Source organism: Pseudomonas fluorescens, from assembly GCF_001307155.1.
Lineage (GTDB): Bacteria > Pseudomonadota > Gammaproteobacteria > Pseudomonadales > Pseudomonadaceae > Aquipseudomonas > Aquipseudomonas helvetica.
In genome coordinates this window covers 123,496-146,460 of record NZ_CP012830.1, presented here as the reverse complement: position 1 = coordinate 146,460, position 22,965 = coordinate 123,496, and the positions used below count along the sequence as shown (strand labels likewise).

General features: G+C 60.3%; 22 protein-coding genes. 6 read left to right on the top strand and 16 right to left on the bottom strand.

Annotated features, from left to right (window positions below):
- Positions 1-27: 27 nt before the first annotated feature.
- The 4 genes from dnaX (at position 28) to AO353_RS00670 (ending at position 4,821) form a co-directional block, all read left to right on the top strand.
- Positions 28-2,136 (top strand): DNA polymerase III subunit gamma/tau, encoded by a 2,109-nt coding sequence (gene dnaX, locus AO353_RS00685; RefSeq protein WP_054593222.1) that lies wholly within the window; start codon positions 28-30, stop codon positions 2,134-2,136.
- Positions 2,137-2,203: 67 nt separating this feature from the next.
- Positions 2,204-2,542, top strand: coding sequence for a YbaB/EbfC family nucleoid-associated protein (locus AO353_RS00680; RefSeq protein ID WP_008028561.1), 339 nt, complete (start codon positions 2,204-2,206; stop codon positions 2,540-2,542).
- A gap of 322 nt (positions 2,543-2,864) precedes the next feature.
- The gene (gene recR / locus AO353_RS00675) at positions 2,865-3,467 is read left to right on the top strand and encodes a recombination mediator RecR (protein ID WP_054593221.1); all 603 of its coding nucleotides are present in this window, start codon (positions 2,865-2,867) and stop codon (positions 3,465-3,467) included.
- Positions 3,468-3,672: 205 nt separating this feature from the next.
- Positions 3,673-4,821: an acyl-CoA dehydrogenase family protein gene (locus tag AO353_RS00670; protein ID WP_054593220.1), complete on the top strand. Its 1,149-nt coding sequence runs from the start codon at positions 3,673-3,675 to the stop codon at positions 4,819-4,821.
- A 120-nt stretch (positions 4,822-4,941) separates the two neighbouring features.
- Here the strand turns inward: AO353_RS00670 and AO353_RS00665 are convergent, their stop codons facing one another.
- The 8 genes from AO353_RS00665 to ccoG form a co-directional block, all read right to left on the bottom strand.
- Positions 4,942-5,490 (bottom strand): adenine phosphoribosyltransferase, encoded by a 549-nt coding sequence (locus tag AO353_RS00665; protein ID WP_054593219.1) that lies wholly within the window; start codon positions 5,488-5,490, stop codon positions 4,942-4,944.
- 78 nt (positions 5,491-5,568) lie between these two features.
- The gene (gene fnr, locus AO353_RS00660; RefSeq protein WP_054593218.1) at positions 5,569-6,303 is read right to left on the bottom strand and encodes a fumarate/nitrate reduction transcriptional regulator Fnr; all 735 of its coding nucleotides are present in this window, start codon (positions 6,301-6,303) and stop codon (positions 5,569-5,571) included.
- Between the two features lie 79 nt (positions 6,304-6,382).
- Positions 6,383-7,765 (bottom strand): oxygen-independent coproporphyrinogen III oxidase, encoded by a 1,383-nt coding sequence (gene hemN / locus AO353_RS00655; protein ID WP_054593217.1) that lies wholly within the window; start codon positions 7,763-7,765, stop codon positions 6,383-6,385.
- A gap of 257 nt (positions 7,766-8,022) precedes the next feature.
- A complete protein-coding gene (locus AO353_RS00650; protein ID WP_054593216.1) occupies positions 8,023-8,706 on the bottom strand; it encodes a sulfite exporter TauE/SafE family protein in 684 nt (227 codons plus the stop codon).
- The gene (gene ccoS, locus AO353_RS00645; RefSeq protein WP_054593215.1) at positions 8,699-8,929 is read right to left on the bottom strand and encodes a cbb3-type cytochrome oxidase assembly protein CcoS; all 231 of its coding nucleotides are present in this window, start codon (positions 8,927-8,929) and stop codon (positions 8,699-8,701) included. Before ccoS ends, AO353_RS00650 begins: the two co-directional genes overlap by 8 nt.
- 22 nt (positions 8,930-8,951) lie before the next feature.
- Positions 8,952-11,402, bottom strand: a complete 2,451-nt coding sequence (locus tag AO353_RS00640; RefSeq protein WP_054593214.1) for a heavy metal translocating P-type ATPase — start codon at positions 11,400-11,402, stop codon at positions 8,952-8,954.
- A gap of 176 nt (positions 11,403-11,578) precedes the next feature.
- Complete coding sequence (locus AO353_RS00635) at positions 11,579-12,118, bottom strand: FixH family protein (protein WP_054593213.1); 540 nt, start codon at positions 12,116-12,118, stop codon at positions 11,579-11,581.
- 11 nt (positions 12,119-12,129) lie between these two features.
- Positions 12,130-13,545, bottom strand: coding sequence for a cytochrome c oxidase accessory protein CcoG (ccoG, locus tag AO353_RS00630; RefSeq protein ID WP_054593212.1), 1,416 nt, complete (start codon positions 13,543-13,545; stop codon positions 12,130-12,132).
- 472 nt (positions 13,546-14,017) lie between these two features.
- On the opposite strand from ccoG, the gene AO353_RS00625 reads away from it, so the two are divergent.
- Positions 14,018-15,028 carry a metallophosphoesterase family protein gene (locus AO353_RS00625; protein ID WP_054593211.1) on the top strand — a complete coding sequence of 337 codons (1,011 nt, stop codon included), beginning with the start codon at positions 14,018-14,020 and terminating at the stop codon, positions 15,026-15,028.
- A 77-nt stretch (positions 15,029-15,105) separates the two neighbouring features.
- Here the strand turns inward: AO353_RS00625 and ccoP (AO353_RS00620) are convergent, their stop codons facing one another.
- From ccoP (AO353_RS00620) to ccoN (AO353_RS00585), 8 genes are all read right to left on the bottom strand, one after another.
- Positions 15,106-16,083 carry a cytochrome-c oxidase, cbb3-type subunit III gene (gene ccoP / locus AO353_RS00620; protein ID WP_054593210.1) on the bottom strand — a complete coding sequence of 326 codons (978 nt, stop codon included), beginning with the start codon at positions 16,081-16,083 and terminating at the stop codon, positions 15,106-15,108.
- A complete protein-coding gene (locus AO353_RS00615; protein ID WP_003175465.1) occupies positions 16,080-16,265 on the bottom strand; it encodes a CcoQ/FixQ family Cbb3-type cytochrome c oxidase assembly chaperone in 186 nt (61 codons plus the stop codon). The genes ccoP (AO353_RS00620) and AO353_RS00615 overlap by 4 nt, the downstream gene beginning before the upstream one ends.
- Positions 16,266-16,270: 5 nt before the next feature.
- Positions 16,271-16,879, bottom strand: a complete 609-nt coding sequence (gene ccoO, locus AO353_RS00610; RefSeq protein ID WP_054593209.1) for a cytochrome-c oxidase, cbb3-type subunit II — start codon at positions 16,877-16,879, stop codon at positions 16,271-16,273.
- Positions 16,879-18,321, bottom strand: coding sequence for a cytochrome-c oxidase, cbb3-type subunit I (gene ccoN, locus AO353_RS00605; RefSeq protein WP_054593208.1), 1,443 nt, complete (start codon positions 18,319-18,321; stop codon positions 16,879-16,881). Before ccoN (AO353_RS00605) ends, ccoO (AO353_RS00610) begins: the two co-directional genes overlap by 1 nt.
- A 483-nt stretch (positions 18,322-18,804) precedes the next feature.
- Complete coding sequence (gene ccoP / locus AO353_RS00600; RefSeq protein ID WP_054593207.1) at positions 18,805-19,758, bottom strand: cytochrome-c oxidase, cbb3-type subunit III; 954 nt, start codon at positions 19,756-19,758, stop codon at positions 18,805-18,807.
- On the bottom strand, positions 19,755-19,961 hold the full coding sequence (locus AO353_RS00595) for a cbb3-type cytochrome oxidase subunit 3 (protein ID WP_054598145.1): 207 nt from the start codon (positions 19,959-19,961) through the stop codon (positions 19,755-19,757). The genes ccoP (AO353_RS00600) and AO353_RS00595 overlap by 4 nt, the downstream gene beginning before the upstream one ends.
- A gap of 9 nt (positions 19,962-19,970) precedes the next feature.
- Positions 19,971-20,579, bottom strand: coding sequence for a cytochrome-c oxidase, cbb3-type subunit II (ccoO, locus tag AO353_RS00590; RefSeq protein WP_054593206.1), 609 nt, complete (start codon positions 20,577-20,579; stop codon positions 19,971-19,973).
- Positions 20,580-20,589: 10 nt separating this feature from the next.
- Positions 20,590-22,014, bottom strand: a complete 1,425-nt coding sequence (gene ccoN / locus AO353_RS00585; protein WP_054593205.1) for a cytochrome-c oxidase, cbb3-type subunit I — start codon at positions 22,012-22,014, stop codon at positions 20,590-20,592.
- A 98-nt stretch (positions 22,015-22,112) separates the two neighbouring features.
- On the opposite strand from ccoN (AO353_RS00585), the gene AO353_RS00580 reads away from it, so the two are divergent.
- A complete protein-coding gene (locus AO353_RS00580; RefSeq protein WP_054593204.1) occupies positions 22,113-22,790 on the top strand; it encodes an alpha/beta family hydrolase in 678 nt (225 codons plus the stop codon).
- Positions 22,791-22,965: the final 175 nt, after the last annotated feature.

Genomic DNA, 22,965 nt, shown 5'->3' with positions numbered 1-22,965 from the left:
TCCGCTTCCCAGATGCGACGGTTTTCGATGAGTTATCAGGTTCTTGCACGTAAATGGCGTCCGCGCTCGTTCCGCGAAATGGTCGGCCAGACCCATGTGCTCAAGGCTCTGATCAATGCCTTGGACAGCCAGCGGCTGCACCACGCCTATCTTTTTACCGGCACCCGCGGTGTGGGCAAGACCACCATCGCGCGGATCATTGCCAAATGTCTGAACTGTGAGACAGGTATCACTTCGACGCCGTGTGGCGAGTGCTCGGTGTGCCGCGAAATCGATGAAGGGCGCTTTGTCGACCTGATCGAGATCGACGCCGCGAGCCGGACCAAGGTCGAGGACACCCGTGAGCTACTCGATAACGTGCAGTACGCGCCGAGCCGTGGGCGCTTCAAGGTCTACCTGATCGACGAAGTGCACATGCTCTCCAGCCATTCCTTCAATGCGCTGTTGAAAACCCTCGAAGAGCCGCCGCCCTACGTCAAGTTCATCCTGGCGACCACCGACCCGCAGAAACTTCCCGCAACGATTCTGTCGCGGTGCCTGCAATTCTCGCTGAAAAACATGACGCCGGAGCGCGTGGTCGAGCATTTGACCCATGTGCTGAGCGTCGAGAATGTGCCGTTCGAAGACGATGCGCTGTGGCTGTTGGGCCGCGCTGCCGACGGTTCGATGCGCGATGCGATGAGCCTCACCGACCAGGCCATCGCCTTCGGTGAAGGCAAGGTCATGGCGGCCGACGTGCGGGCGATGCTCGGTACGCTTGATCATGGTCAGGTCTACGATGTCCTGCACGCGCTGCTCGATGGCGACGCCAAGGCGTTGCTCGAAGCGGTGCGGCATCTGGCAGAGCAGGGCCCGGACTGGAATGGCGTGCTGTCGGAAATTCTTAACGTGCTGCACCGCGTCGCGATTGCCCAGGCCTTGCCTGAAGGCGTCGATAACGGTCATGGCGACCGCGACCGGGTGTTGGCGCTGGCTCAGGCCTTGCCAGCCGAAGACGTGCAGTTCTATTACCAGATGGGCTTGATTGGTCGCCGCGATTTGCCGCTGGCGCCGGACCCGCGCGGCGGATTCGAAATGGTCTTGCTGCGAATGCTCGCGTTCCGCCCGGCAGACACTGCAGACGCGCCGAGGCAGCCGCTAAAGCCAGTGGGGATCAGCCAGGCCACAGTTGATTCCGCAAACTCAGTGGCTGGCGCACCGCGTGTTGCGCCGGTAATCGCGCCCGCACCCGTTACCGCTGCGCCTGCCGCGGCGCCGCTTCAACCGGTTGCCGAGGTGGTTGCACCAGCGCCGGCACCTGAGCCTGTTGCTCCGGTGGTCGTGCCTGCGCCGATGGTCGAAGCGGTGGCTGAACCCGTGGCCATTGTCGAAGAAGTCGTCGACTTGCCCTGGAACGATCCGGTAGAGCCTGAGATCGTCCAGCAACCGGCTGTCGAGCCGGTGCTGGAGACGACTGCCGAGCAGCCTGACCTGACGCCAATGCCGACGCCGACTCCGGACAGCGTTGTACCCGATGCGCCGGAATGGGCCGCCGCGCCGATTCCCGAGCCGTCGGTGGCTGATATCGACGCCGCCACGCCGGGAATGGACCTGGATGACGAGCCGCCGCTGGACGAGGACTACATCGAGCCGGACATGGATTCGGCCTATAGTTACCTCGATGAGCTGGCCAGTGAGCACGCCGCAGAACCCGCGCCGGCCCCCGAACCTGAACCGGCTGCGATGCCGGCCACAGGGTTGGCATTGCAATGGCTGGAGCTGTTCCCGAAATTACCGATTTCCGGCATGACCGGCAGCATCGCCGCCAACTGCACACTGATCGCCGTCGATGGCGACCACTGGTTGCTGCACCTGGACCCGGCCCACAGCGCGCTGTTCAACGCAACACAACAACGCCGGCTGAACGATGCGCTGAACCAATATCACCAGCGCACCCTGACGGTGAGCATCGAGCTGATCAAGCCTGAGCAGGAAACCCCGGCCCAGGCGGCTTCGCGTCGACGTGCCGACCGCCAGCGCGAGGCTGAGGACTCGATCCACGGCGATCCGTTCATCCAGCAAATGATGCAACAGTTCGGCGCGGTGATCCGTAACGATACTATTGAACCTGTCGAGGCTCTGGTCAGCCAGGGCTAATAACTGAAGGTGTTCGGCCCACTGGGCCGGGCGCTGTTTTGATCCAAGTACTTTTGAGGTGATTCCCATGATGAAAGGTGGCATGGCCGGCCTGATGAAGCAGGCGCAGCAGATGCAGGAAAAAATGGCCAAGATGCAGGAAGAGCTGGCCAACGCCGAAGTCACCGGTAAAGCCGGTGGCGATATGGTCACCGTGGTGATGACCGGTCGTCACGACGTCAAGCGCGTGACCATCGATCCAAGCCTGGTCGAAGGTCTGAGCGAGGACGACAAGGAGATGCTGGAGGCCGTGTTCGCCGCCGCCGTCAACGACGCCGTCCGCAAGATCGAAGCCAACAGCCAGGACAAAATGTCCGGCATGACCGCAGGCATGCAACTGCCGCCGGGCATGAAACTGCCATTCTGATTCGCTGACGCGTCGGATGGTCTACAAAAATGCCAGGCATCGCGCCTGGCATTTTTGTTTCTGTGACACAAAGTTCGTTTTTGTGGCGAGGGGGCTTGTCGGAACGCTGCACCGCCCCGTTCGGCTGCGAAGCAGCCGTAATTCAGGCAATCGTGTTCTTTCAGGAGCGTAGCATTGTCTGGATTGCGACCGCTTCGCGCTCGAACGGGGGCAAGCCACCTCGCCACAGTGAAAGCAAAATCATTGCTGCAGATGAGCATTTGACGCTGGCCAGAGGCGCGGGTATAAACCGCGTCTTGTTGATATGTCGGACGTTTCCCCCATGAGCTTCAGCCCTTTGATTCGCCAACTGATCGACGCCTTGCGCACCTTGCCCGGTGTCGGTCAGAAAACCGCCCAGCGTATGGCGTTGCAACTGCTCGAGCGTGATCGCAGCGGCGGCTCGCGGCTGGCGCTGGCCCTGAGCCAGGCCATGGAAGGGGTCGGCCATTGCCGGCTGTGCCGCACACTGACCGAAGACGATCTGTGCCCGCAATGCGCGGACCCTCGCCGCGACGACACCTTACTGTGCGTGGTCGAAGGGCCGATGGATGTTTACGCCGTGGAGCAGACCGGGTTTCGCGGTCGCTACTTCGTGCTCAAGGGGCATTTGTCGCCACTCGACGGCCTGGGGCCGGAAGCCATCGGCATTCCGCAATTGCTGGCGCGGATCGAAGAGGCGGGTACGTTCACTGAAGTCATCCTGGCCACCAACCCGACGGTTGAAGGTGAAGCGACAGCGCACTACATCGCCCAGTTGCTCAGCAATAAAGGCCTGATTGCTTCACGCATCGCCCATGGTGTGCCGTTGGGTGGCGAGCTTGAACTGGTGGATGGCGGGACATTGGCCCACTCCTTCGCGGGGCGTAAGCCAATCGTGTTGTAACTGTGGCGAGGGAGCTTGCTCCCGTTCGGCCGCGAAGCGGTCGTAATCCGGCAATCGCGTTACATCCGAATACTTGCGGTGGCTGAATTTAGGGTCGCTTCGCAACCCAGCGGGAGCAAGCTCCCTCGCCACATGAAAGTTTCGGACATCTTGAAAACCAAGCAAGCGCTTGGTAAGTTCGCTGAACCTTCAGTGGAGCTCGCCGATGCCTGCCTTTCAGGAATACTTCGACCCTGGCCATCAGTTGGTCCGTGACAGCGTACGACGTTTCGTCGAGCGCGAGATTCTTCCGGACATCGATCAGTGGGAGGAGGCCGAGGGCTTTCCTCGTGAGCTTTACCTCAAGGCCGGTGCAGCGGGCATTCTCGGGATTGGCTATCCCGAAGCGCTGGGTGGCAGCCACGAAGGTGATCTGTTCGCCAAGATCGCCGCCACTGAAGAACTGATGCGCTGTGGTTCTGGCGGGCTGGTGGCGGGGCTGGGCTCGCTGGACATCGGCCTGCCACCGATCCTCAAATGGGCCAGGTCCGAGGTGCGCGAGCGAGTGGTGCCGCAAGTCCTTTGCGGTAAAAAAATCAGCGCGCTGGCAGTTACCGAGCCCAGCGGCGGCTCCGATGTGGCCAACCTGCAAACCCGCGCCGTGCGTGACGGGGATTATTACCGGGTCAGTGGCAGCAAAACCTTTATCACCAGCGGTGTTCGCGCGGATTTTTATACCGTCGCGGTGCGCACCGGTGAGCCGGGATTTGGCGGCATCAGCCTGCTGCTGATCGAGAAGGGCATGCCAGGATTCACTGTCGGTCGTCAGCTGAAAAAAATGGGCTGGTGGGCGTCGGATACCGCCGAGCTGTTTTTCGATGATTGCCGTGTGCCGGTGGGCAACCTGATCGGCGTCGAGAACATGGGCTTTGCCTGCATCATGGGTAACTTTCAAAACGAGCGCCTGGCGTTGGCATTGATGGCCAACATGACTGCGCAACTGGCGCTGGAAGAAAGCCTGAAATGGGCCCGGCAGCGCGAAGCGTTCGGCAAGCCGATTGGCAAGTTTCAGGTGCTCAAGCATCGCTTGGCGGAGATGGCCACGGCGCTGGAAGTCTCCCGGGAGTTCACCTATCGCCAGGCAGCGAAAATGGCGGCGGGGCAGAGTGTGATCAAGGAGATTTCCATGGCCAAGAATGTTGCCACCGACACGGCCGATCGCATCACCAGCGACGCGGTGCAGATTCTCGGTGGGTTGGGCTACATGCGTGAAAGCCTGGTGGAGCGGCTGTACCGCGACAGCCGGATCCTGTCCATTGGCGGCGGTACGCGGGAAGTGATGAACGAGATCATCAGCAAGCAGATGGGGCTTTGATCTGGTCTGAGCGGCTCGGTGTGGCGGCGACCCCATCACGGGCAAGCCTTGCCCCTACAGGAGACGGTGCTTTTCGTAGGAGCAAGGCTTGCCCGCGAGGGCGTCGGTGACGACGCCGACTTATCTTTCGTTCAGCGAAAACTGTGTCAGGCAGAACGTCGGGATGCCCATGTCTTCCAGGCGCTGGGAGCCGCCCAGTTCCGGCAGGTCGATAATTGCCGCGGCTTCGAAAACCCGCGCGCCCATGCGCCGAATCAGGTTGGCCGCAGCGATCAGCGTACCGCCAGTGGCGATCAGGTCATCGAAGATCAGCACCGAGTCGCCTTCGCAGAGGCTGTCGGCGTGAACTTCAAGAAAAGCTTCGCCGTACTCGGTCTGATACCCCTCGGACAGTACGTCAGCCGGCAGTTTGCCTTGCTTGCGAAACAGCACCAGTGGCTTGTTCAACTGATAGGCGAGGATCGAGCCGATCAGGAAGCCGCGCGCATCCATGGCGCCGATGTGCGTGAAGTCAGCCTCGACATAGCGGTGCGCAAAGCTGTCCATCACCAGGCGCAGGGCCTTCGGGGACTGGAACAGCGGGGTGATGTCGCGAAAGATCACGCCCGGCTTTGGAAAATCGATCACGGGGCGGATCAGGGATTTGATGTCGAAGGAGTCGATGACCATCGTCGAGGTGTCCTGGCAGGCTACAAACGGCGAAGTATAACTGCGGCCGGGCGGGTTCGCTCAGCCGCAATCGCAACGTCAGCCTTCGACCGAGCCACCGGCCAGTGCACACAGCTGGATCGGGTCGAGGATGTGCACTTCCTTGCCTTCGGCGGCAATCAGCTCGTTCTGCTGGAAGCGCGTGAACACCCGGGACACTGTTTCCACGGCGAGGCCCAGGTAGTTACCGATTTCGTTGCGCGACATGCTCAGGCGGAACTGGTTGGCAGAGAATCCGCGTGCGCGGAAGCGCGCCGACAGGTTGACCAGGAACGTGGCAATGCGCTCGTCAGCGGTTTTCTTCGAGAGCAGCAGCATCATCTGCTGATCGTCACGAATCTCGCGGCTCATCACGCGCATCAATTGGCGGCGCAACTGTGGCAGTTGCAGGGCCAGTTCATCGAGACGTTCGAAAGGAATTTCGCACACCGAGGTGGTTTCCAGTGCCTGGGCTGAAACCGGGTGACTCTCGGTGTCCATGCCCGACAAGCCCACCAGTTCACTCGGCAGGTGGAAGCCGGTGATCTGTTCTTCGCCGCCATCGCTCAGGCTGAAGGTTTTCAACGCGCCGGAGCGTACTGCAAAAACGGAATCGAACTGATCGCTCTGACGGAACAGAAACTCGCCTTTTTTCAGCGGGCGACCACGTTTGACGATATCGTCCAGCGCATCCATGTCTTCCAGATTCAGAGAAAGTGGCAGGCAGAGGGGTGCCAGGCTGCAATCCTTGCAATGTGCCTGGCTGTGAGCGCGCAGTTTAACTGGCTCGGACATTTCTTAGATCCTTGTGGGGAAACACACATAAGACGTAAGGGTAACCCACGCAATGACGTCGAAGCCAGCCTGTGGTGTCTTAAATTACCCGAGAGAAACGTTGGCGATTCTGTTGTTCCAGGTAGGCATCGAAGACCATGCACACCGAACGGACCAGTAACCTTCCGGCCGGCAGGACCACGATTTTTTCGCTGTCGAGTTCGATCAGGCCATCCTCGGCCATGGCCTGCAACTGCGGCCAGAGATCGCTGAAGTAGCCGCGAAAATCAATGTTGAAAGCCTGCTCGATCTGGGCGAATGCCAGACTGAATGTGCAGATCAATTGCTGAATCACTGCCCGCCGCAGACGGTCGTCCTGGTTGCACAGCAAACCACGGCTGGTGCCCGGTTGCGCGCTGGCCAGAGTGTTTTGGTACTGATTCAGGTCGCTGCTGTTCTGGCAGTACAAATCGCCGATCTGGCTGATGGCCGACACGCCAAGACCGATCAGGTCGCAATGACCGTGCGTGGTGTAACCCTGGAAGTTGCGTTGTAGCGTCGACTCTTCCTGAGCGATGGCCAGTTCATCATCCGGCAGGGCGAAATGGTCCATGCCGATGTAGCGATAACCGGCGGCGGTCAGTTGCTCAATGGTGCGCTGAAGCATGTTCAGCTTTTCGGCGGGGGCCGGCAGGTCGCTGCTGTTGATTCGCCGCTGTGGCATGAAACGTTCGGGCAGGTGTGCATAGTTGAATACCGAGAGCCGATCCGGTTGCAGGTTGATGACTTCGTCCACGGTGCGGGCGAAGCTCTCGGCGGTTTGCTTGGGCAGGCCGTAGATCAGGTCGATGTTGATCGAGCGAAACTGCAGGGTCCGCGCCGCCTCGATCACTGCGCGGGTTTCTTCCAGGCTCTGCAGGCGGTTGACCGCACGCTGTACGGCCGGGTCAAGGTCTTGCAGGCCGATGCTGACCCGGTTGAAACCCAACTCGCGCAGCAGGCCCATGGTTGACCAGTCGGCTTCGCGTGGGTCGATCTCGATGCCGTAATCGCCAGAGTCATCGTCCAGCAGGTTGAAGTGCTTGCGCAGTTGCGCCATCAACTGGCGCAGTTCGTCGTGGCTGAGAAAGGTCGGAGTGCCGCCACCGAAATGCAGTTGCTCGACTTTCTGGTTAGGGTCCAGGTGGCAGGCGATCAGCTGGATTTCCTGTTCCAGGCGCTGCAGGTAGGGCAGGGCGCGGCCACGGTCCTTGGTGATGACTTTGTTGCAGGCGCAGTAGTAGCAGATGTTTGCGCAGAACGGCACGTGCACATACAGCGACAGTGGGCGCAGGGCCTTGCGGCTTTCGCGCAGGGCATGGAACAGATCGAAAGTACCGACCTGGCTGTTGAATTGCACCGCGGTCGGATACGAGGTGTAGCGTGGTCCCGCCAGGTCGTAACGGCGGATCAGATCTGTGTCCCAACGAATGGCGTCGAGCATGCGGGCATTCCCCCGGATAGGCTGGCAGTGGTGGCGAGTCTAGGGGGTGCGACGTTGGGGCATCTTGATTTGCATCAAGGGTAACCGGAAGTGGTGCGGCCCTTTGTAGCAGCTGCCGCAGGCGGCGTTCGAGGACGTAGTCCTCGCAAATACGATGCATGCGGTTTCACTGAGACAGCGAGGTGGAGGTTTTACGACGGCTTCGCCGCCGAACGCCGCCTGCGGCAGCTGCTACAGGTATGCGGCGTGCCGCCGATCTAATGCCCCATCAACCAATGCTGATGCGGTCCCGGCAGGGTCCAGATGCCAAACAGGATCACCAACAAACCACCGGTCATGCGCACGCTACGTTTGCGCAGTAACGCCGTGACCCGTTCGGCCGCAAGGCCAGTGGCCAACAAAACCGGCCAGGTGCCAAGGCCAAACGCGAGCATCAACAACGCGCTGTCGATGGCATTGCCCTGGCTGGCAGACCACAACAGCGTGCTGTAGACCAAACCGCACGGCAGCCAGCCCCAGAGTGCGCCGAGCAGCAACGCACGCGGCAGGCTCGACACCGGCAACAAACGGTTGGCAACGGGTTGTATGTAGCGCCACAGGCCACGTCCCAGGCTTTCGATGCGGGTCAGGCCGCTCCACCAGCCGGCCAGGTACAGGCCCATGGCGATCAGCAGCAAGCCGGCGAGGATGCGCATGAACATCGCCGCCGGGCTGTTGGCCACCGCCCATCCCGCCAGGCCGATCAGCAGGCCGGCAGTGGCGTAACTGAGAATCCGCCCGAGGTTGTACGCCAGCAACAGGCGAAAGCGCCGGCTGCGCTGTTCCTTGGGAATCGCCAGGGTCAGCGCGCCCATCAACCCGCCACACATGCCCAGGCAATGCCCGCCGCCGAGCAGGCCAAGGATCACCGCAGAAACCAGCAGTGGCGCCAACTCAATCATGAGGCGGGGCCTTGTCGTTCGGCTTGGCCGGATCGGTCGGCGAGTGACCGCTGGCTTCGTCGACTGCCGCCTGATGGCTCGGGTCCTGGTCGTCGAACAGGATGCTGTGGGCCGGACCGTCGAGGTCGTCGTACTGACCGCTGTCGACCGCCCAGAAGAAAATGTAAATGGCGATGGCGACGATCAGCAGCGCTGCCGGGATCATCACATAAAGAGCTGGCATCTGGACTCCATGCCTGACCGGATCAAACCGGTAGCGGGCGGGTGACTGGCGTGGCGCTGGCGCTTGGCTGGCTCGGCATGCGAGTCAGGCGAAGTGCATTGAGTACCACGGTCAGCGAACTGATCGACATGCCGACTGCGGCCCATACCGGAGTGATCCAGCCGAGGGCGGCGAACGGCAACATGAAGCCATTGTACAGCCCGGCCCACAGCAGGTTCTCGATGATTACCCGACGTGTACGCCCGGCCAGGCTGAAGGCTTGCACCAAGGCGTCGAGACGATTGGACAGGAGCACCGCATCGGCGCTGGTTTTCGCCAGGTCGGTGGCCGAGCCCATGGCCACGCTGATGTCGGCGGCGGCCAGCACCGGCACGTCGTTGACCCCGTCGCCGAGCATCAACACCTTGCGGCCCTGCTGGTGCAACTGCTTGAGCACCTGCAGCTTGTCATCCGGGCGCAAGCCGCCGCGGAACTCGTCGATACCCAACTCGGCGGCGACACTGGCAACCATCGGCGAGCTGTCGCCGGACAGCAGCAACGTGCGCCAGCCGCGTGCTTTACATGCTGCGAGCAGCGCCGGTGCGTCGTTGCGCAGGCGGTCGTCGAGCACGAACCAGGCCAGCGCACCATGGCTGTCGCCAAGCAACAGCCATTGACCGGCTTCATCCGGGATTGCCGGCACAGCGCAGCCGCTGAGTTCGCAGACAAACGCCGGCTGACCGATGCGCAGGCGTTGTTCGCCAACCAGGCCCTCCAGGCCCAATCCCGGGGTGCTGAGGACTTCTTCGGCGGCCAGCGGCGCTCGGCCAAAGGCGCGGGCGATCGGGTGTTCAGAGCGGTTTTCGAGGGCGGCGGCGAGGCCCAGGCACTGATCGCTGTCAAGCGCGCCCAGTGCTCGAATGGAACGCAAGGCCAGGCGACCTTCGGTGAGCGTGCCGGTTTTGTCGAAAATCACCGTATCGATTTGATTCAGGCCTTCCAGCACGTGGCCGCGGGTCAGCAGCAGGCCGAGTTTGTGCAAGGTGCCGGTGGCGGCGGTGAGTGCGGTCGGCGTGGCCAGTGACAAGGCGCAGGGGCAGGTCGCGACCAGCATCGCCAGCACGATCCAGAAGGCACGGGATGCATCCAGCTCCCACCAGAGCAAACCGATGGCAGCAGCGGCAATCAGCGACAACAGCAAGAACCACTGCGCAGCGCGGTCGGCAATTTCTGCCAGTCGCGGCTTCTCGGCCTGGGCGCGATCGAGCAGGCGGACAATGGCCGAGAGGCGAGTGTCCTGGCCCAGCGCGAGCACTTCGACGGTCAGTGCGCCCTCGACATTCAGGGTGCCGGCCGTCACCGCATCGCCGAGCGTCCGGGGTTGCGGCAGGTACTCACCGGTCAGCAGCGACTCATCGATGCTCGACTGGCCATCGAGGATTTTTCCGTCGGCCGGGAGGATGGCGCCGGGGTGCACCAAAACATGGTCACCGAGACGCAACTCGCTGAGCAGGATGCGCTCGCTCTGGCCGTCCGCACTCAGGCGCAGGCACGATGCGGGCAGCAGGTTCACCAATTGCGCGGTGGCGGCGGCGGTGCGTTCACGGGCGCGGCGCTCCAGATAGCGGCCCGCCAATAGAAACAGCGCAAACATCCCGACCGCGTCGAAATACAGCTCGCCGACGCCAGTGATTGAGGTCCAGATCCCGGCGAGGTAGGCGCCGCCGATGGCCAGCGACACGGAAACGTCCATGGTCAGGTGGCGGGTGCGCAGGTCGCGCATCGCACCTTTGAAAAACGGCGCGCAGCTGTAGAACACAATCGGCGTGGTCAGGAACAGAGCGACCCAGCGCAGGATGGTGTGCAGCTCGGGGCTGAGGTCGATATTGAATTCCGGCCAGGTGGCCATGGTCGCCATCATTGCCTGGAACCACAGCAAGCCGGCGACGCCCAGTTGGCGCAGGGCCAGGCGGTTTTCGCTGGCCAGTTGTTCGCTGGCGCGGTCGGCCTGGTAGGGGTGGGCGGCATAACCGATGTGACGCAGTTCGCTAAGCAGCTGGCTTAACGGCAACTGGCTGTCGGCCCAGCGCACGTGCAGGCGATGGTTGGACAGGTTCAGGCGCGCCTCGGCCACGGCCGGCAGGCTGCGCAGATGTTTCTCGATCAGCCAGCCGCAGGCCGCGCAGCTGATGCCTTCCATCAGCAAGGTGGTTTCAGCGAGCTCGCCGTCGTGGCGAACAAACGGTTGTTGCACGTCGGCGCGGTCATACAGCGCCAGTTCGTCCACCAGTTGCACCGGCAAGGCTTCAGGGTTGGCCGAAGCCTCGCTGCGATGGCTGTAATAGTGCTCCAGCCCGCCCGCGACAATCGCCTCGGCCACGGCCTGGCAACCCGGACAGCAGAGTTCGCGGGTTTCGCCGAGGATGACGGCGGTAAACCGGCTGCCGGAGGGAACGGGCAGGGCGCAGTGGTAGCAGGGGAGCGGAGTGGTCATGTTTGTTGCCATGAGAACTATTGTGGCGAGGGAGCTTGCTCCCGTCGGTCGGTCCGCGTTCGGGTGAAGCAGTCGTCAAACTGCGCCCGCGATAGGCCTGAACGAACCGGTCTGCAGGGTTCGGGGGCGCTTCGCGCCCCAGCGGGAGCAAGCTCCCTCGCCACAGAGCACAGGTGTTACTGCTTCAGATCTTCCGCGCCTTGCAGCGGTTCGTCACCGAGCAGCAAATGCTTGTCGTGGCCGATCTGTTCTTCTTCGAACAGGCGCCACACGTGATCGTCCTGGCTGCCCAGCAGCTCGACGAAGCGCCGGCCTTCGATCTTGTCGGTCAACTGGCCGATATAACGACCCGGTTCGGCCGCGCTGCGGGTCAGGGTGATCTTGCGATCTTTATCCGGCTGGGTCGGCGAGATCAGGTTCAGTTCGAGGGTCGCTGGCGTGCTGTTGCCGGTCAGGCGTACGTCGACTTCACCGGTCACCTCATCCAGATGCACGTTGGCGCGCAACAGCAGGGTCTGGGCCAGCAACTCGCGGTCCAGCGAACGGTTGATGCCTTTGCCCGCCTCGTAGTAATTGTCGTTGACCAGGTTATCCGGGTTTTTCACGGCAATGGTCACCATGGACAAGGTCAGGGTCACCGAACAGGTCAGAATCCCGATGATGATCCATGGCCAGAGGTGCTTGTACCAAGGGCTGGTGGCAGTTGCTGCGGGCATGATGACTTCTCTCAACGAATTTGTGGGCCGATGAATCGGCTCTTGGCTTCAACGTGGACGCTGTTGTCGTCGGCATCCTTGAGGGTGAATTTCACCTCGTTGGTGCTGGACGGCAGTTGTTCCGGTGCACTCGACAGCTCGACCGGCATGCTGAAGATTTCGCCAGCAGCCACCTTGATCTCGCGCTTGCCTTGCAACTTGAGATCCGGCAGTCCTGAGGCTTCCAGCACGTAAGTGTGGTCGCGCTGGTCCTTGTTCATGACTTTGAGGCTATAGACGTTCTCGATCCGGCCTTCGGCGTTTTCGCGGTACAGCACACGGTCCTTGCTGACATCGAAGCCGACCAGCGAGCGCATGAAGAACGCGGTGATCAGCAAGCTGATCATGGCCAGCAACACCAGCGCGTAGCCGATCAGGCGCGGACGCAGTTTATGGGTTTTTTGCCCGGACAGGTTGTGCTCGGTGGTGTAGCTGATCAGCCCGCGCGGGTAGTCCATTTTGTCCATGATGCTGTCGCAGGCATCGATGCAGGCGGCACAGCCAATGCACTCGATCTGCAAGCCGTCACGGATGTCGATGCCGGTCGGGCACACCTGAACGCACATGGTGCAGTCGATGCAGTCGCCCAGGCCCTGAGCCTTGTAGTCGATGCCTTTTTTGCGCGGACCACGGGCTTCGCCGCGGCGCGGGTCGTAGGAGACGATCAGCGTGTCCTTGTCGAACATCACGCTCTGGAAGCGCGCGTAAGGGCACATGTAGATGCACACCTGTTCGCGCAACCAGCCGGCGTTGCCGTAAGTGGCGAGGGTGAAGAAGCCGACCCAGAAATACGACCAGCCATCAGCCTGGCCGGTGAAGAAGTCGATCGTCAGTTCACGAATCGGTGAGAAGTAGCCGACAAAGGTCATGCCGGTGACGAAACCGATCAACAACCACATCGTGTGTTTGCTGAGTTTGCGCAAGAACTTGTTGGCGCTCATTGGCGCCTTGTCGAGCTTGATGCGCTGGTTGCGGTCGCCTTCGGTGACCTTCTCGCACCACATGAAAATCCAGGTCCAGACACTTTGCGGGCAGGTATAGCCGCACCAGATGCGTCCGGCATACACGGTAATGAAGAACAGGCCGAAGGCGCTGATGATCAACAGGCCGGACAGCAGGATGAAATCCTGCGGCCAGAAGGTCGCACCGAAGATGAAGAATTTGCGCTCCGGCAAGTTCCACCAGACCGCCTGGTGACCGCCCCAATTGAGCCAGACCGTGCCGAAATATAGCAGGAACAACGCGGTGCCGCCCGCCATCCGCAAATTGCGGAACAGGCCGGTGAAGGCGCGGGTGTAGATTTTTTCCCGAGAGGCGTAGAGATCGACGCTGTTATTTGCGTTCTTGGCAGGCGGGGTGACGTCGTGTACCGGAATCTGGTTGCTCATCATTGCATCCCACGGCAGTGGAAAAATGCCTCGGTCAGTACGTGCCGACCGCGGTCAAAAAGGGTGTTGCAGTGGCGTAATGATACGCCTGTCGCTCTAGCTCAAGGGTGCGACCTTTGGTCGCGTTGGTGGAAATTCGTAGATGGTGTAGCAAATGTAACAAATCGTGATGCAGATCAATTGACTTGTTGAGTATAGCTATCCGTCCGCCCAGGGTTACTACCGCGCGCCTGCAAGGGGCGTACCGAGTCCGATTCCCTCATCCTCCTCCTTCCACTGTCTGACATTCATTTGCGCTGGACTATATAGAACATTTTTTAGTGAGTGTTTTGAAGTGTGCGAGTGTCTGTGGATGTTGGAAATATCTGCTGTTGATCTGTAGAGGTCGGTAGTTTGTTAATTATCAAGGGGCGATATATTTTGCAGTTGCCGCTATGGAGTGGCTGTTAACTATCGATGGAAATGGACTTCTATGACTTTATATAAAGAGCGTGTGTGGCTGGTGTGCCTTGCACTGGCGTTGGTTATCCCTGTGGTCTATGGCGCCTCGGCGGCAGAGACGCCGCGCCATATGGTGTTTGTATCGGATTCGCAATACCCCTGGACTGATCTCACGGATGATAATCTTCCGGATCCCAACAAGGAGGCGCGCTCAAAAGAGCTGATAGAGTTGCAGTACTCCGATATTTCAAGTTTCAGGAAGTTGAATGGCGGCGCATCCCGCATACCGGTGATGATTAACGGTGATATCACAGCCTTTGGTCATGGTGGCGAACGTTCATACATGAAGTCGGTTTTCGAGAATAAACTGGAGGGGCTATATGATTTCGGGCTGGGTAATCATGACTATGCCAATAACGTGGACGACTGTTTCCTGAATAGCTGTGCGGCTGGCAGTGTCAACGACCTCAAGGATCGCTACTGGGGAAAAGTCGAATCCATGGATCTGGCGGCAAGAAGTTCGGGCGTGGGGACGATCTTTTATGGCAGCCTCGCTTACTCGAAAAATATCGGTGATGTGCACATGGTTCAATTGAATAATGAACCGACCTATACCGTCAGTTTTACCTCCGGCAATCCACTTGCTCCGACAACGTTTGAAATTACCCCTGCGCTTGACTGGCTGGAGCGGGATTTAAAGAGGGCGAGAGAGGAGGGCAAAATCATTATTCTGAATATGCACAAGGTTTATCAGTGGGACGGCAACGACGAGCAGATTTCGAGATTCAAACATATCGTCGAGAAATACAAGGTAACGGTGGTCTTTGGTGGGCATGATCACTGGGGCGCAGGGACTTACTTTGATTGGGGCAAGTCACAGTACTTTGGTGATGTACCGGTCTTTCTAAGCGGCTCTGCCTCCCAACAAACTTATCTGATTGCCAGTTTTACCGCTGATCGGCAGTCGCTGGCGGTCAGCGTTGTTCGCAACAGTAACTGGCCAAGCCGAAAGCTCGATCAGGTCATCCCGGTCTTGAAGTAGGCAAATGAATGACGGAAATGAAAACGGCCCCGCCAGATCACTGGCGGGGCCGTTTTTAGTGCGATCACGCGTTTGCCTTACTCGGCGTCAGCAGCTTTCTCACCGTGAGACAGGCTGTAGACGTAAGCGGCCAGCAGGTGAACCTTGTCGTTGCCTTGTAGCTGTTCTTGCGCAGGCATCTGGCCCTGACGGCCGTAACGGATGGTCTGCTGCAGTTGAGCAAAGCTCGAACCGTAGATGAACGCGGCCGGGTGGGTCAGGTTAGGTGCGCCCATGGCTGGGGTGCCTTTACCTTCCGGACCGTGGCAAGCCACGCAGTTGGCAGCGAAAATCTTCTGGCCGGCAACCGGATCGGCCTTGGCACCTTCCGGCAGCTTGCGGCCATCGAGGTTGGTCAGCACGAACGCGGCAACGTCGCTGACGCCTTGCTCGCCGATCACTTCACCCCAAGCCGGCATCATCGCGTGACGGCCGCCCATGATGGTGGTCTTGATGGTTTGTGGCTCGCCGCCCCAACGCCAGTCTTCGTCGGTCAGGTTAGGAAAGCCGTAAGCGCCTTTGGCGTCGGAGCCGTGGCAAACCGAGCAGTTGGAGGCGAACAGGCGGCCACCCATCTTCAGGGCTTGTGGGTCCTTGGCAACTTCTTCAATGGGCATGGCTGCGAATTTGGCGAAGATCGGACCGAACTTGGCATCCGACTTGGCCATTTCCTTTTCCCACTCGTGAACGCCGGTCCAGCCGGACTGGCCGTTGGCGAACGCGGTCTGCTTCTCGTTGTCGAGGTAGCCGTAACCCGGCAGCAGGCCTTTCCAGTTGCCCAGGCCCGGGTACAGCACCAGGTAGCCGAGGGCGAAGATGATGGTGCCGACAAACAGCATGAACCACCATTTCGGCAGCGGGTTGTCGTACTCCTCGATCCCGTCGAAGGCGTGGCCAACCGTCTCATCCGTCTGCTCGGCGCGCTGGCCCTTGCGGGTCGACAGCAGCAGCCAGGTCAGGGCGAAAATGGTACCCAGACTGAGGACTGTGACGTACAGACTCCAGAACGTAGTCATTCTTTGTTACTCCTAGAAGCTTGCTCGACGTGCTTGATGGCTTCGGGATCATCCGCGAAAGGCAGCAAGGTCGCGTCTTCAAACTCCGATTTGCGCTTGGGGCTGAACACCCACAGCGCCAGACCGATAAAGGCAACCATCACGACAACGGTGCCCAGGCCACGAATCATCCCGATATCCATCTAAATCACCGTTTGCTTTTGATGATGGTGCCCAGGCCTTGCAGATAGGCCACCAGCGCGTCCATTTCGGTTTTGCCCTTCACGGCATCTTTTGCACCGGCGATGTCTTCGTCGGTGTAAGGAACGCCGAGGGTGCGCAAGACTTCCATTTTCTTCGCGGTGTCCTTGCCGTCGAGCTTGTTTTCCACGAGGAACGGGTAAGCCGGCATTTTCGACTCTGGCACCACGTTGCGCGGGTTGTACAAGTGCGCACGCTGCCAGTCATCGGAGTAACGACCGCCAACGCGGGCCAGGTCCGGACCGGTACGCTTGGAGCCCCACAGGAACGGGTGGTCCCAGACGCTTTCACCGGCTACCGAGTAGTGGCCATAACGTTCGGTTTCAGCACGGAACGGACGGATCATCTGCGAGTGGCAGCCGACACAACCGTTGGCGATGAAAATGTCACGGCCTTCAAGTTCCAGCGCCGGGCGTGGCTTCATGCCTTCAACCGGCTTGTTGGTCACGTCCTGAAAAAACAACGGGACGATCTGGGTCAGGCCGCCGATGCTGACGGCGATGACCATGAAGAAGGCCAGCAGGCCAATATTCTTCTCGACTGCTTCATGCTTCATCAGTGAGCTCCAACGACAGCGATCTGAGCGGCGGCTTCAGCATCTTCCGGATTCGAGGCGCGTACGGTGCGGAACACGTTGTACGCCATGAACAGCATGCCGCTGGCAAAGAACGCACCGCCAAGGGCGCGAACGATGAAACCAGGGTGGCTGGCTTGCAGGGCTTCAACGAAGGAGTAGGTGAGGGTGCCGTCATCGTTGATTGCACGCCACATCAGGCCCTGGGTGATACCGTTGACCCACATCGAAGCGATGTAGAGCACGGTGCCGATGGTCGCGAGCCAGAAGTGCGTGTTGATCAGGCCGATGCTGTGCATCTGCGCACGACCGAAGATTTTCGGGATCATGTGGTACAGCGCACCGATCGAAATCATCGCTACCCAGCCCAAGGCACCGGCGTGTACGTGGCCGATGGTCCAGTCAGTGTAGTGAGACAGCGAGTTGACAGTCTTGATGGCCATCATCGGGCCTTCGAAGGTCGACATGCCGTAGAACGCCAGGGACACGACCAAAAAGCGCAGGATCGGGTCGGTGCGCAGCTTATGCCAGGCGCCCGACAGGGTCATCATGCCGTTGATCATGCCGCCCCAGCTTGGCGCCAGCAGGATGATCGACATCGCCATGCCCAGCGACTGAGCCCAGTCCGGCAGTGCGGTGTAGTGCAGGTGGTGCGGGCCAGCCCAGATGTACAGGGTGATCAGTGCCCAGAAGTGCACGATCGACAGGCGATACGAGTAGATCGGACGCTCGGCCTGTTTCGGCACGAAGTAGTACATCATCCCCAGGAAGCCGGTGGTCAGGAAGAAACCTACCGCGTTGTGGCCGTACCACCACTGGATCATGGCATCAGTCGCACCGGCGTACGCCGAGTAGGACTTGAAGAAGCTGACCGGCAAGGACGCGTGGTTGACGATGTGCAGCATCGCCGTCACGACGATGAAGGCACCGTAGAACCAGTTGCCGACGTAGATGTGCTTGGTCTTGCGCTTGACGATGGTACCGAAGAACACCAGGCCGTAGGTGACCCAGACGATAGCCAGCAGGATAGCCAGGGGCCATTCCAGTTCCGCGTATTCCTTGGTGGTGGTGTAACCCAGCGGCAAGGTAACGATCGCGCCGACGATCACCGCTTGCCAACCCCAGAAGTGGAAGGCGGCGAGGCTGTCGGAAATCAGTCGCGTTTGGCAGGTTCGCTGCACGACGTAATAGGAAGTGGCAAACAGTGCACAACCACCGAAGGCGAAAATCACCAGGTTGGTGTGCAACGGGCGTAGGCGTCCAAACGTCGTCCACGGCAGGCCGAAATTCAACTCCGGCCAGACCAGTTGTGAGGCGATGAAGACACCGAGCCCCATGCCAAGGATCCCCCAGACCACCGTCATGATGGCGAACTGGCGGACTACCTTATAGTTATAAGCAGTCGGACTGATTGCTGTGCTCATTCTAAGGTTCCACGGTTTAGGTGTTTTATTAGGGATAAAAATCGGTCGCAAGTATGGAGAAAGCGGGGGGTCATTGCAACGCGCCATGACCTGCGTCAATGCTTTCAAAAGCTGATTCTGCGGCCTTTCCATGCTCCGCGTAGGGACAAAATTGCCCATGGACAAAATGTCTCGGCGGACCAAAAAGGCGAGGGGGTCGGGTCAGGTGTAACTGGGTGTGTTCAAACGAGGCGGGCAGGTGACAGACGGCAATTTGCGCGACAGCCGGTATCTACCAGCCTTTGCGGCCTGTCATCGAACAGATTCGTCGAACGCATCGTGTACGGTTGACCTTTGACCGGCTGTTGCCAGTCCGCTTCGAAGCAAGCGTAGACGCGAATCCACCGAACCGAAAGGCAGACCAATTGAGGGGTGCGACAATGCGTCGCAAAGGAGCAGGGAACTGCCGCATTCGGGTGAATGCAGCAGTTGGGCAGTGAAGATTTATTCGGTTTTGCTTTCAGCCTGCAAACGCTCGGCGTTCGGGCTGTGAGACAAGCTGTACACATACGCGGCCAGCAGTTGCACCTTGTCGTTGCCGAGCAGTTCGTGCTGCGCCGGCATCTGACCCTGGCGACCATGGCGAATGGTCTGTTGCAGTTGCGTCAGGCTGGTGCCGTAGATGAAACCTGCCGGTTGCGTCAGGTTTGGCGCCCCCATCAGTTCCGTGCCCTGGCCGTTTGCACCGTGACAGGCTACGCAAGTGGTGCTGAACGTTTGCTGTCCGGCTTGCAGGTCAGCACCGCTGTCGGCTGGCAACGGCAGGCCGGCGAGTTCGTGACGCACATACGCCGCGACATTTTTCACCCCGGTCTCACCCAGTACGTCACCCCAGGCCGGCATGGCCGCCATGCGTCCGCCCATGATCGTGGTCTTGATGGTTTCGGCACTGCCGCCCCAACGCCAGATGTTGTCGGCGAGGTTGGGGAAACCAAACGCGCCCTTGGCATCCGAGCCGTGGCAGACCGCGCAGTTGGAGGCAAACAGGCGTCCGCCCATTTTCAGCGCTTGCGGATCCTTGGCGACTTCTTCCACGGGCATGGCCGAGAATTTGGCGTAGATCGGCCCGAACTTGGCGTCGGCCTTGGCCATCTCCCGGTCCCATTCCTTGGTCTGGGTCCAGCCGTCCTGATAGCCGGGCAGTACGCCTTTCCAGTTGCCCAGGCCCGGATAAAGGATCAGGTAGCCGACGGCAAACACCAGGGTCCCGGCGAACAGCATGAACCACCACTGCGGCAGCGGATTGTCATACTCCTCGATGCCGTCGAAGCTGTGGCCCATGGTCTGGTCGACGCTGCCCTTGGTTTCACCCTTGCGGGTGCCGATCAGCAGCCACGTCAGGCCGATCAGGCTGCCAATGGTCAGTACGCAGATCCACGTACTCCAGAAGGTGGTCATGGCCGGGTACTCCTTGTTGTTGCTGTTTCTTGGCTGGTGGTGTCGTCGGGTTGCGGTTCATCGGCAAAGGGCAGCAGGCGCGCTTCGGCGAAATCCGGGCTGCGTTTGCCGTTGAACACCCACAGTGTCAGGCCGACGAAGGCTATGAAGACGACGACGGTGCCCAGGCCGCGGATCATTCCGCTACTTATTTCAAAGAACATGGCCATGGCTCACCTCTTGCTCTTGATCGCAGTGCCGAGCACTTGCAGGTAGGCGACGAGCGCATCCATTTCGGTCTTGCCCTTGAGCGTTTCGACGCTGCCTGCAATGTCTTCGTCGGTGTACGGAACGCCGAGGGTGCGCATGACCTGCAACTTGGTTTTGGTGTGGCTGCTGTCCAGCGCGTTGGCCACCAGCCATGGGTAGGCGGGCATCTTCGACTCCGGCACGACGTTGCGCGGGTTGTACAAGTGCGCCCGGTGCCAGTCTTCCGAGTAGCGACCGCCGACCCGGGCCAGGTCCGGACCGGTGCGCTTGGAGCCCCACAGGAACGGGTGATCCCAGACGCTTTCACCGGCTACCGAGTAGTGGCCGTAGCGCTCGGTCTCGGCGCGGAACGGGCGAATCATCTGCGAGTGGCATTGCACGCAACCTTCGCGGATGTAGATGTCGCGACCTTCAAGCTGCAGCGCGGTGTAAGGCTTCATGCCTTCGACCGGCTTGTTGGTGACGTCCTGGAAGAACAGCGGGACGATCTGGGTCAGACCGCCGATGCTCACCGCGAAGACCATCAGCAGCAACAGCAGGCCGACGTTTTTCTCAATCGTTTCGTGTTTCATGGCGGACTCCTCAGGCCATCTGCGCCGCGGCGGCGACTTCGGCTGGCTGTGCGGCACGCACGGTGCGCCAGGTGTTGTAAGCCATCAGCAGCATGCCGCTGAAGAAGATCGCGCCGCCCACCAGTCGCACGACGTAGCCTGGGTGGCTGGCCACCAGGGTTTCGACGAAGGAGTAGGTCAGCGTGCCGTCTTCGTTGACCGCGCGCCACATCAGGCCCTGGGCGATGCCGTTGACCCACATCGAGGCGATGTAGAGCACGGTGCCGATGGTGGCGAGCCAGAAGTGCGCGTTGATCAGGCCGAGGCTGTGCATCTGCGTGCGGCCGAAGACTTTCGGGATCATGTGGTACAGCGCGCCGATCGAAATCATTGCCACCCAGCCGAGTGCGCCGGCATGTACGTGGCCGATGGTCCAGTCGGTGTAGTGGGAGAGGGCGTTGACCGTCTTGATCGCCATCATCGGCCCTTCGAAGGTCGACATGCCGTAGAACGCCAGGGACACCACGAGGAAACGCAGGATCGGGTCGCTGCGTAACTTATGCCAGGCGCCCGAGAGGGTCATCATGCCGTTGATCATCCCGCCCCAGCTCGGTGCCAGCAGGATCAGCGACATCACCATGCCCAGCGACTGCGCCCAGTCCGGCAGCGCGGTGTAGTGCAAGTGGTGCGGGCCGGCCCAGATGTACAGGGTGATCAGTGCCCAGAAGTGCACGATCGACAGGCGATACGAGTACACCGGGCGTTCGGCCTGTTTCGGCACGAAGTAATACATCATCCCGAGGAAACCGGCGGTGAGGAAAAACCCTACCGCGTTGTGCCCGTACCACCACTGCACCATGGCATCCGTCGCACCGCCGTAGGCCGAGTAGGACTTGGTCCAGCTCACCGGCAGGGAGGCGTGGTTGACGATATGCAGGATGGCCACGGTGATGATGAACGCACCGAAGAACCAGTTGCCGACGTAGATGTGCTTGGTCTTGCGCTTCATCAGTGTGCCGAAGAACACGACGCCGTAGGCGACCCAGACGATGGCGATCAAAATGGCGATCGGCCATTCCAGCTCGGCGTATTCCTTGGAAGTGGTGTAGCCCAGCGGCAGGCTGATGGCGGCCAGGACAATGACCAACTGCCAGCCCCAGAAGCAGAATGCGGCGATTTTCGGCGCGAACAGCTGCGTCTGGCAGGTGCGTTGCACCGAATAGAAGGAGGCTGCGAACAGGGCGCAGCCGCCGAACGCGAAGATCACCGCGTTGGTGTGCAGCGGGCGCAAACGGCCGAAGCTGGTCCAGGGCAAATTGAAGTTGAGTTCAGGCCAGACCAATTGAGCCGCGAGAAAAACCCCGAGCCCCATGCCGACGATGCCCCACACCACCGTCATAATGGCGAATTGGCGGACCACCTTGTAGTTATAGGCGGTACTTAAAGAAGTGTTCATGGTTCCCCATCCACGGTTCAGCCGAAGTGAAAGCGTCCGCGCGAGGCGATGACGCTCCCTTCGCCTGGAGTTATAGGCAGATTAAAAGCGAGGCAAGCATGGACAAACAGCACAAGGCCAGTATTGACGGGGATCAATGGGCGCAGTGCGTGCAGGATCGCGGATGGCTGTGGGACGCCGCCTCGGTGCCGGCATCGGCGACGCTGATTCTCGCCCATGGCGCCGGCGCACCGATGGACAGTGACTGGATGAGCGACATCGCCGCGCGCCTTGCCGGGCTTGGCGTCAACGTGTTGCGTTTCGAGTTTCCGTACATGGCGCAACGGCGCATCGACGGTGGCAAGCGTCCACCGAATCCGACGCCCAAATTGCTCGAATGCTGGCGTGATGTGTATGCCGTGGTGCGACGCCATGTCGCTGGGCGTCTGGCCATTGGCGGCAAGTCCATGGGCGGGCGCATGGCCAGTTTGCTGGCCGATGAGCTGGGCGCGGATGCGCTGGTGTGTCTGGGATATCCGTTTTACGCGGTGGGCAAACCGGAGAAGCCGCGAGTCGAGCATCTGGCCGGGCTCAAAGCCCCGACGCTGATTGTGCAAGGTGAGCGGGATGCGTTGGGGAATCGTGAGGCGGTCGAGGGTTATACGTTAGCGTCGAGTATCGAGGTGTTCTGGCTGGTGGCTGGCGATCATGATTTGAAGCCGTTGAAGGCTTCGGGCTTTACTCATGAACAGCATTTGGCGGCTGCGGCCAGCAAGGTTGCAGCATTTCTCCTGTGAGTTTTTGTGGTGGCAGTCAGGGCCTCATCGCGGGTAAGCCTTGCTCCTGCAGGTTTTAGGGTTGCCTGATGATTTGGGCACGATACATACCTGTAGGAGCAAGGCTTGCCCGCGATGGCTGCGCCATAGTCGACATCGTCTTTGCATTGGCAATAAAAAACCCGGAAGCATCACC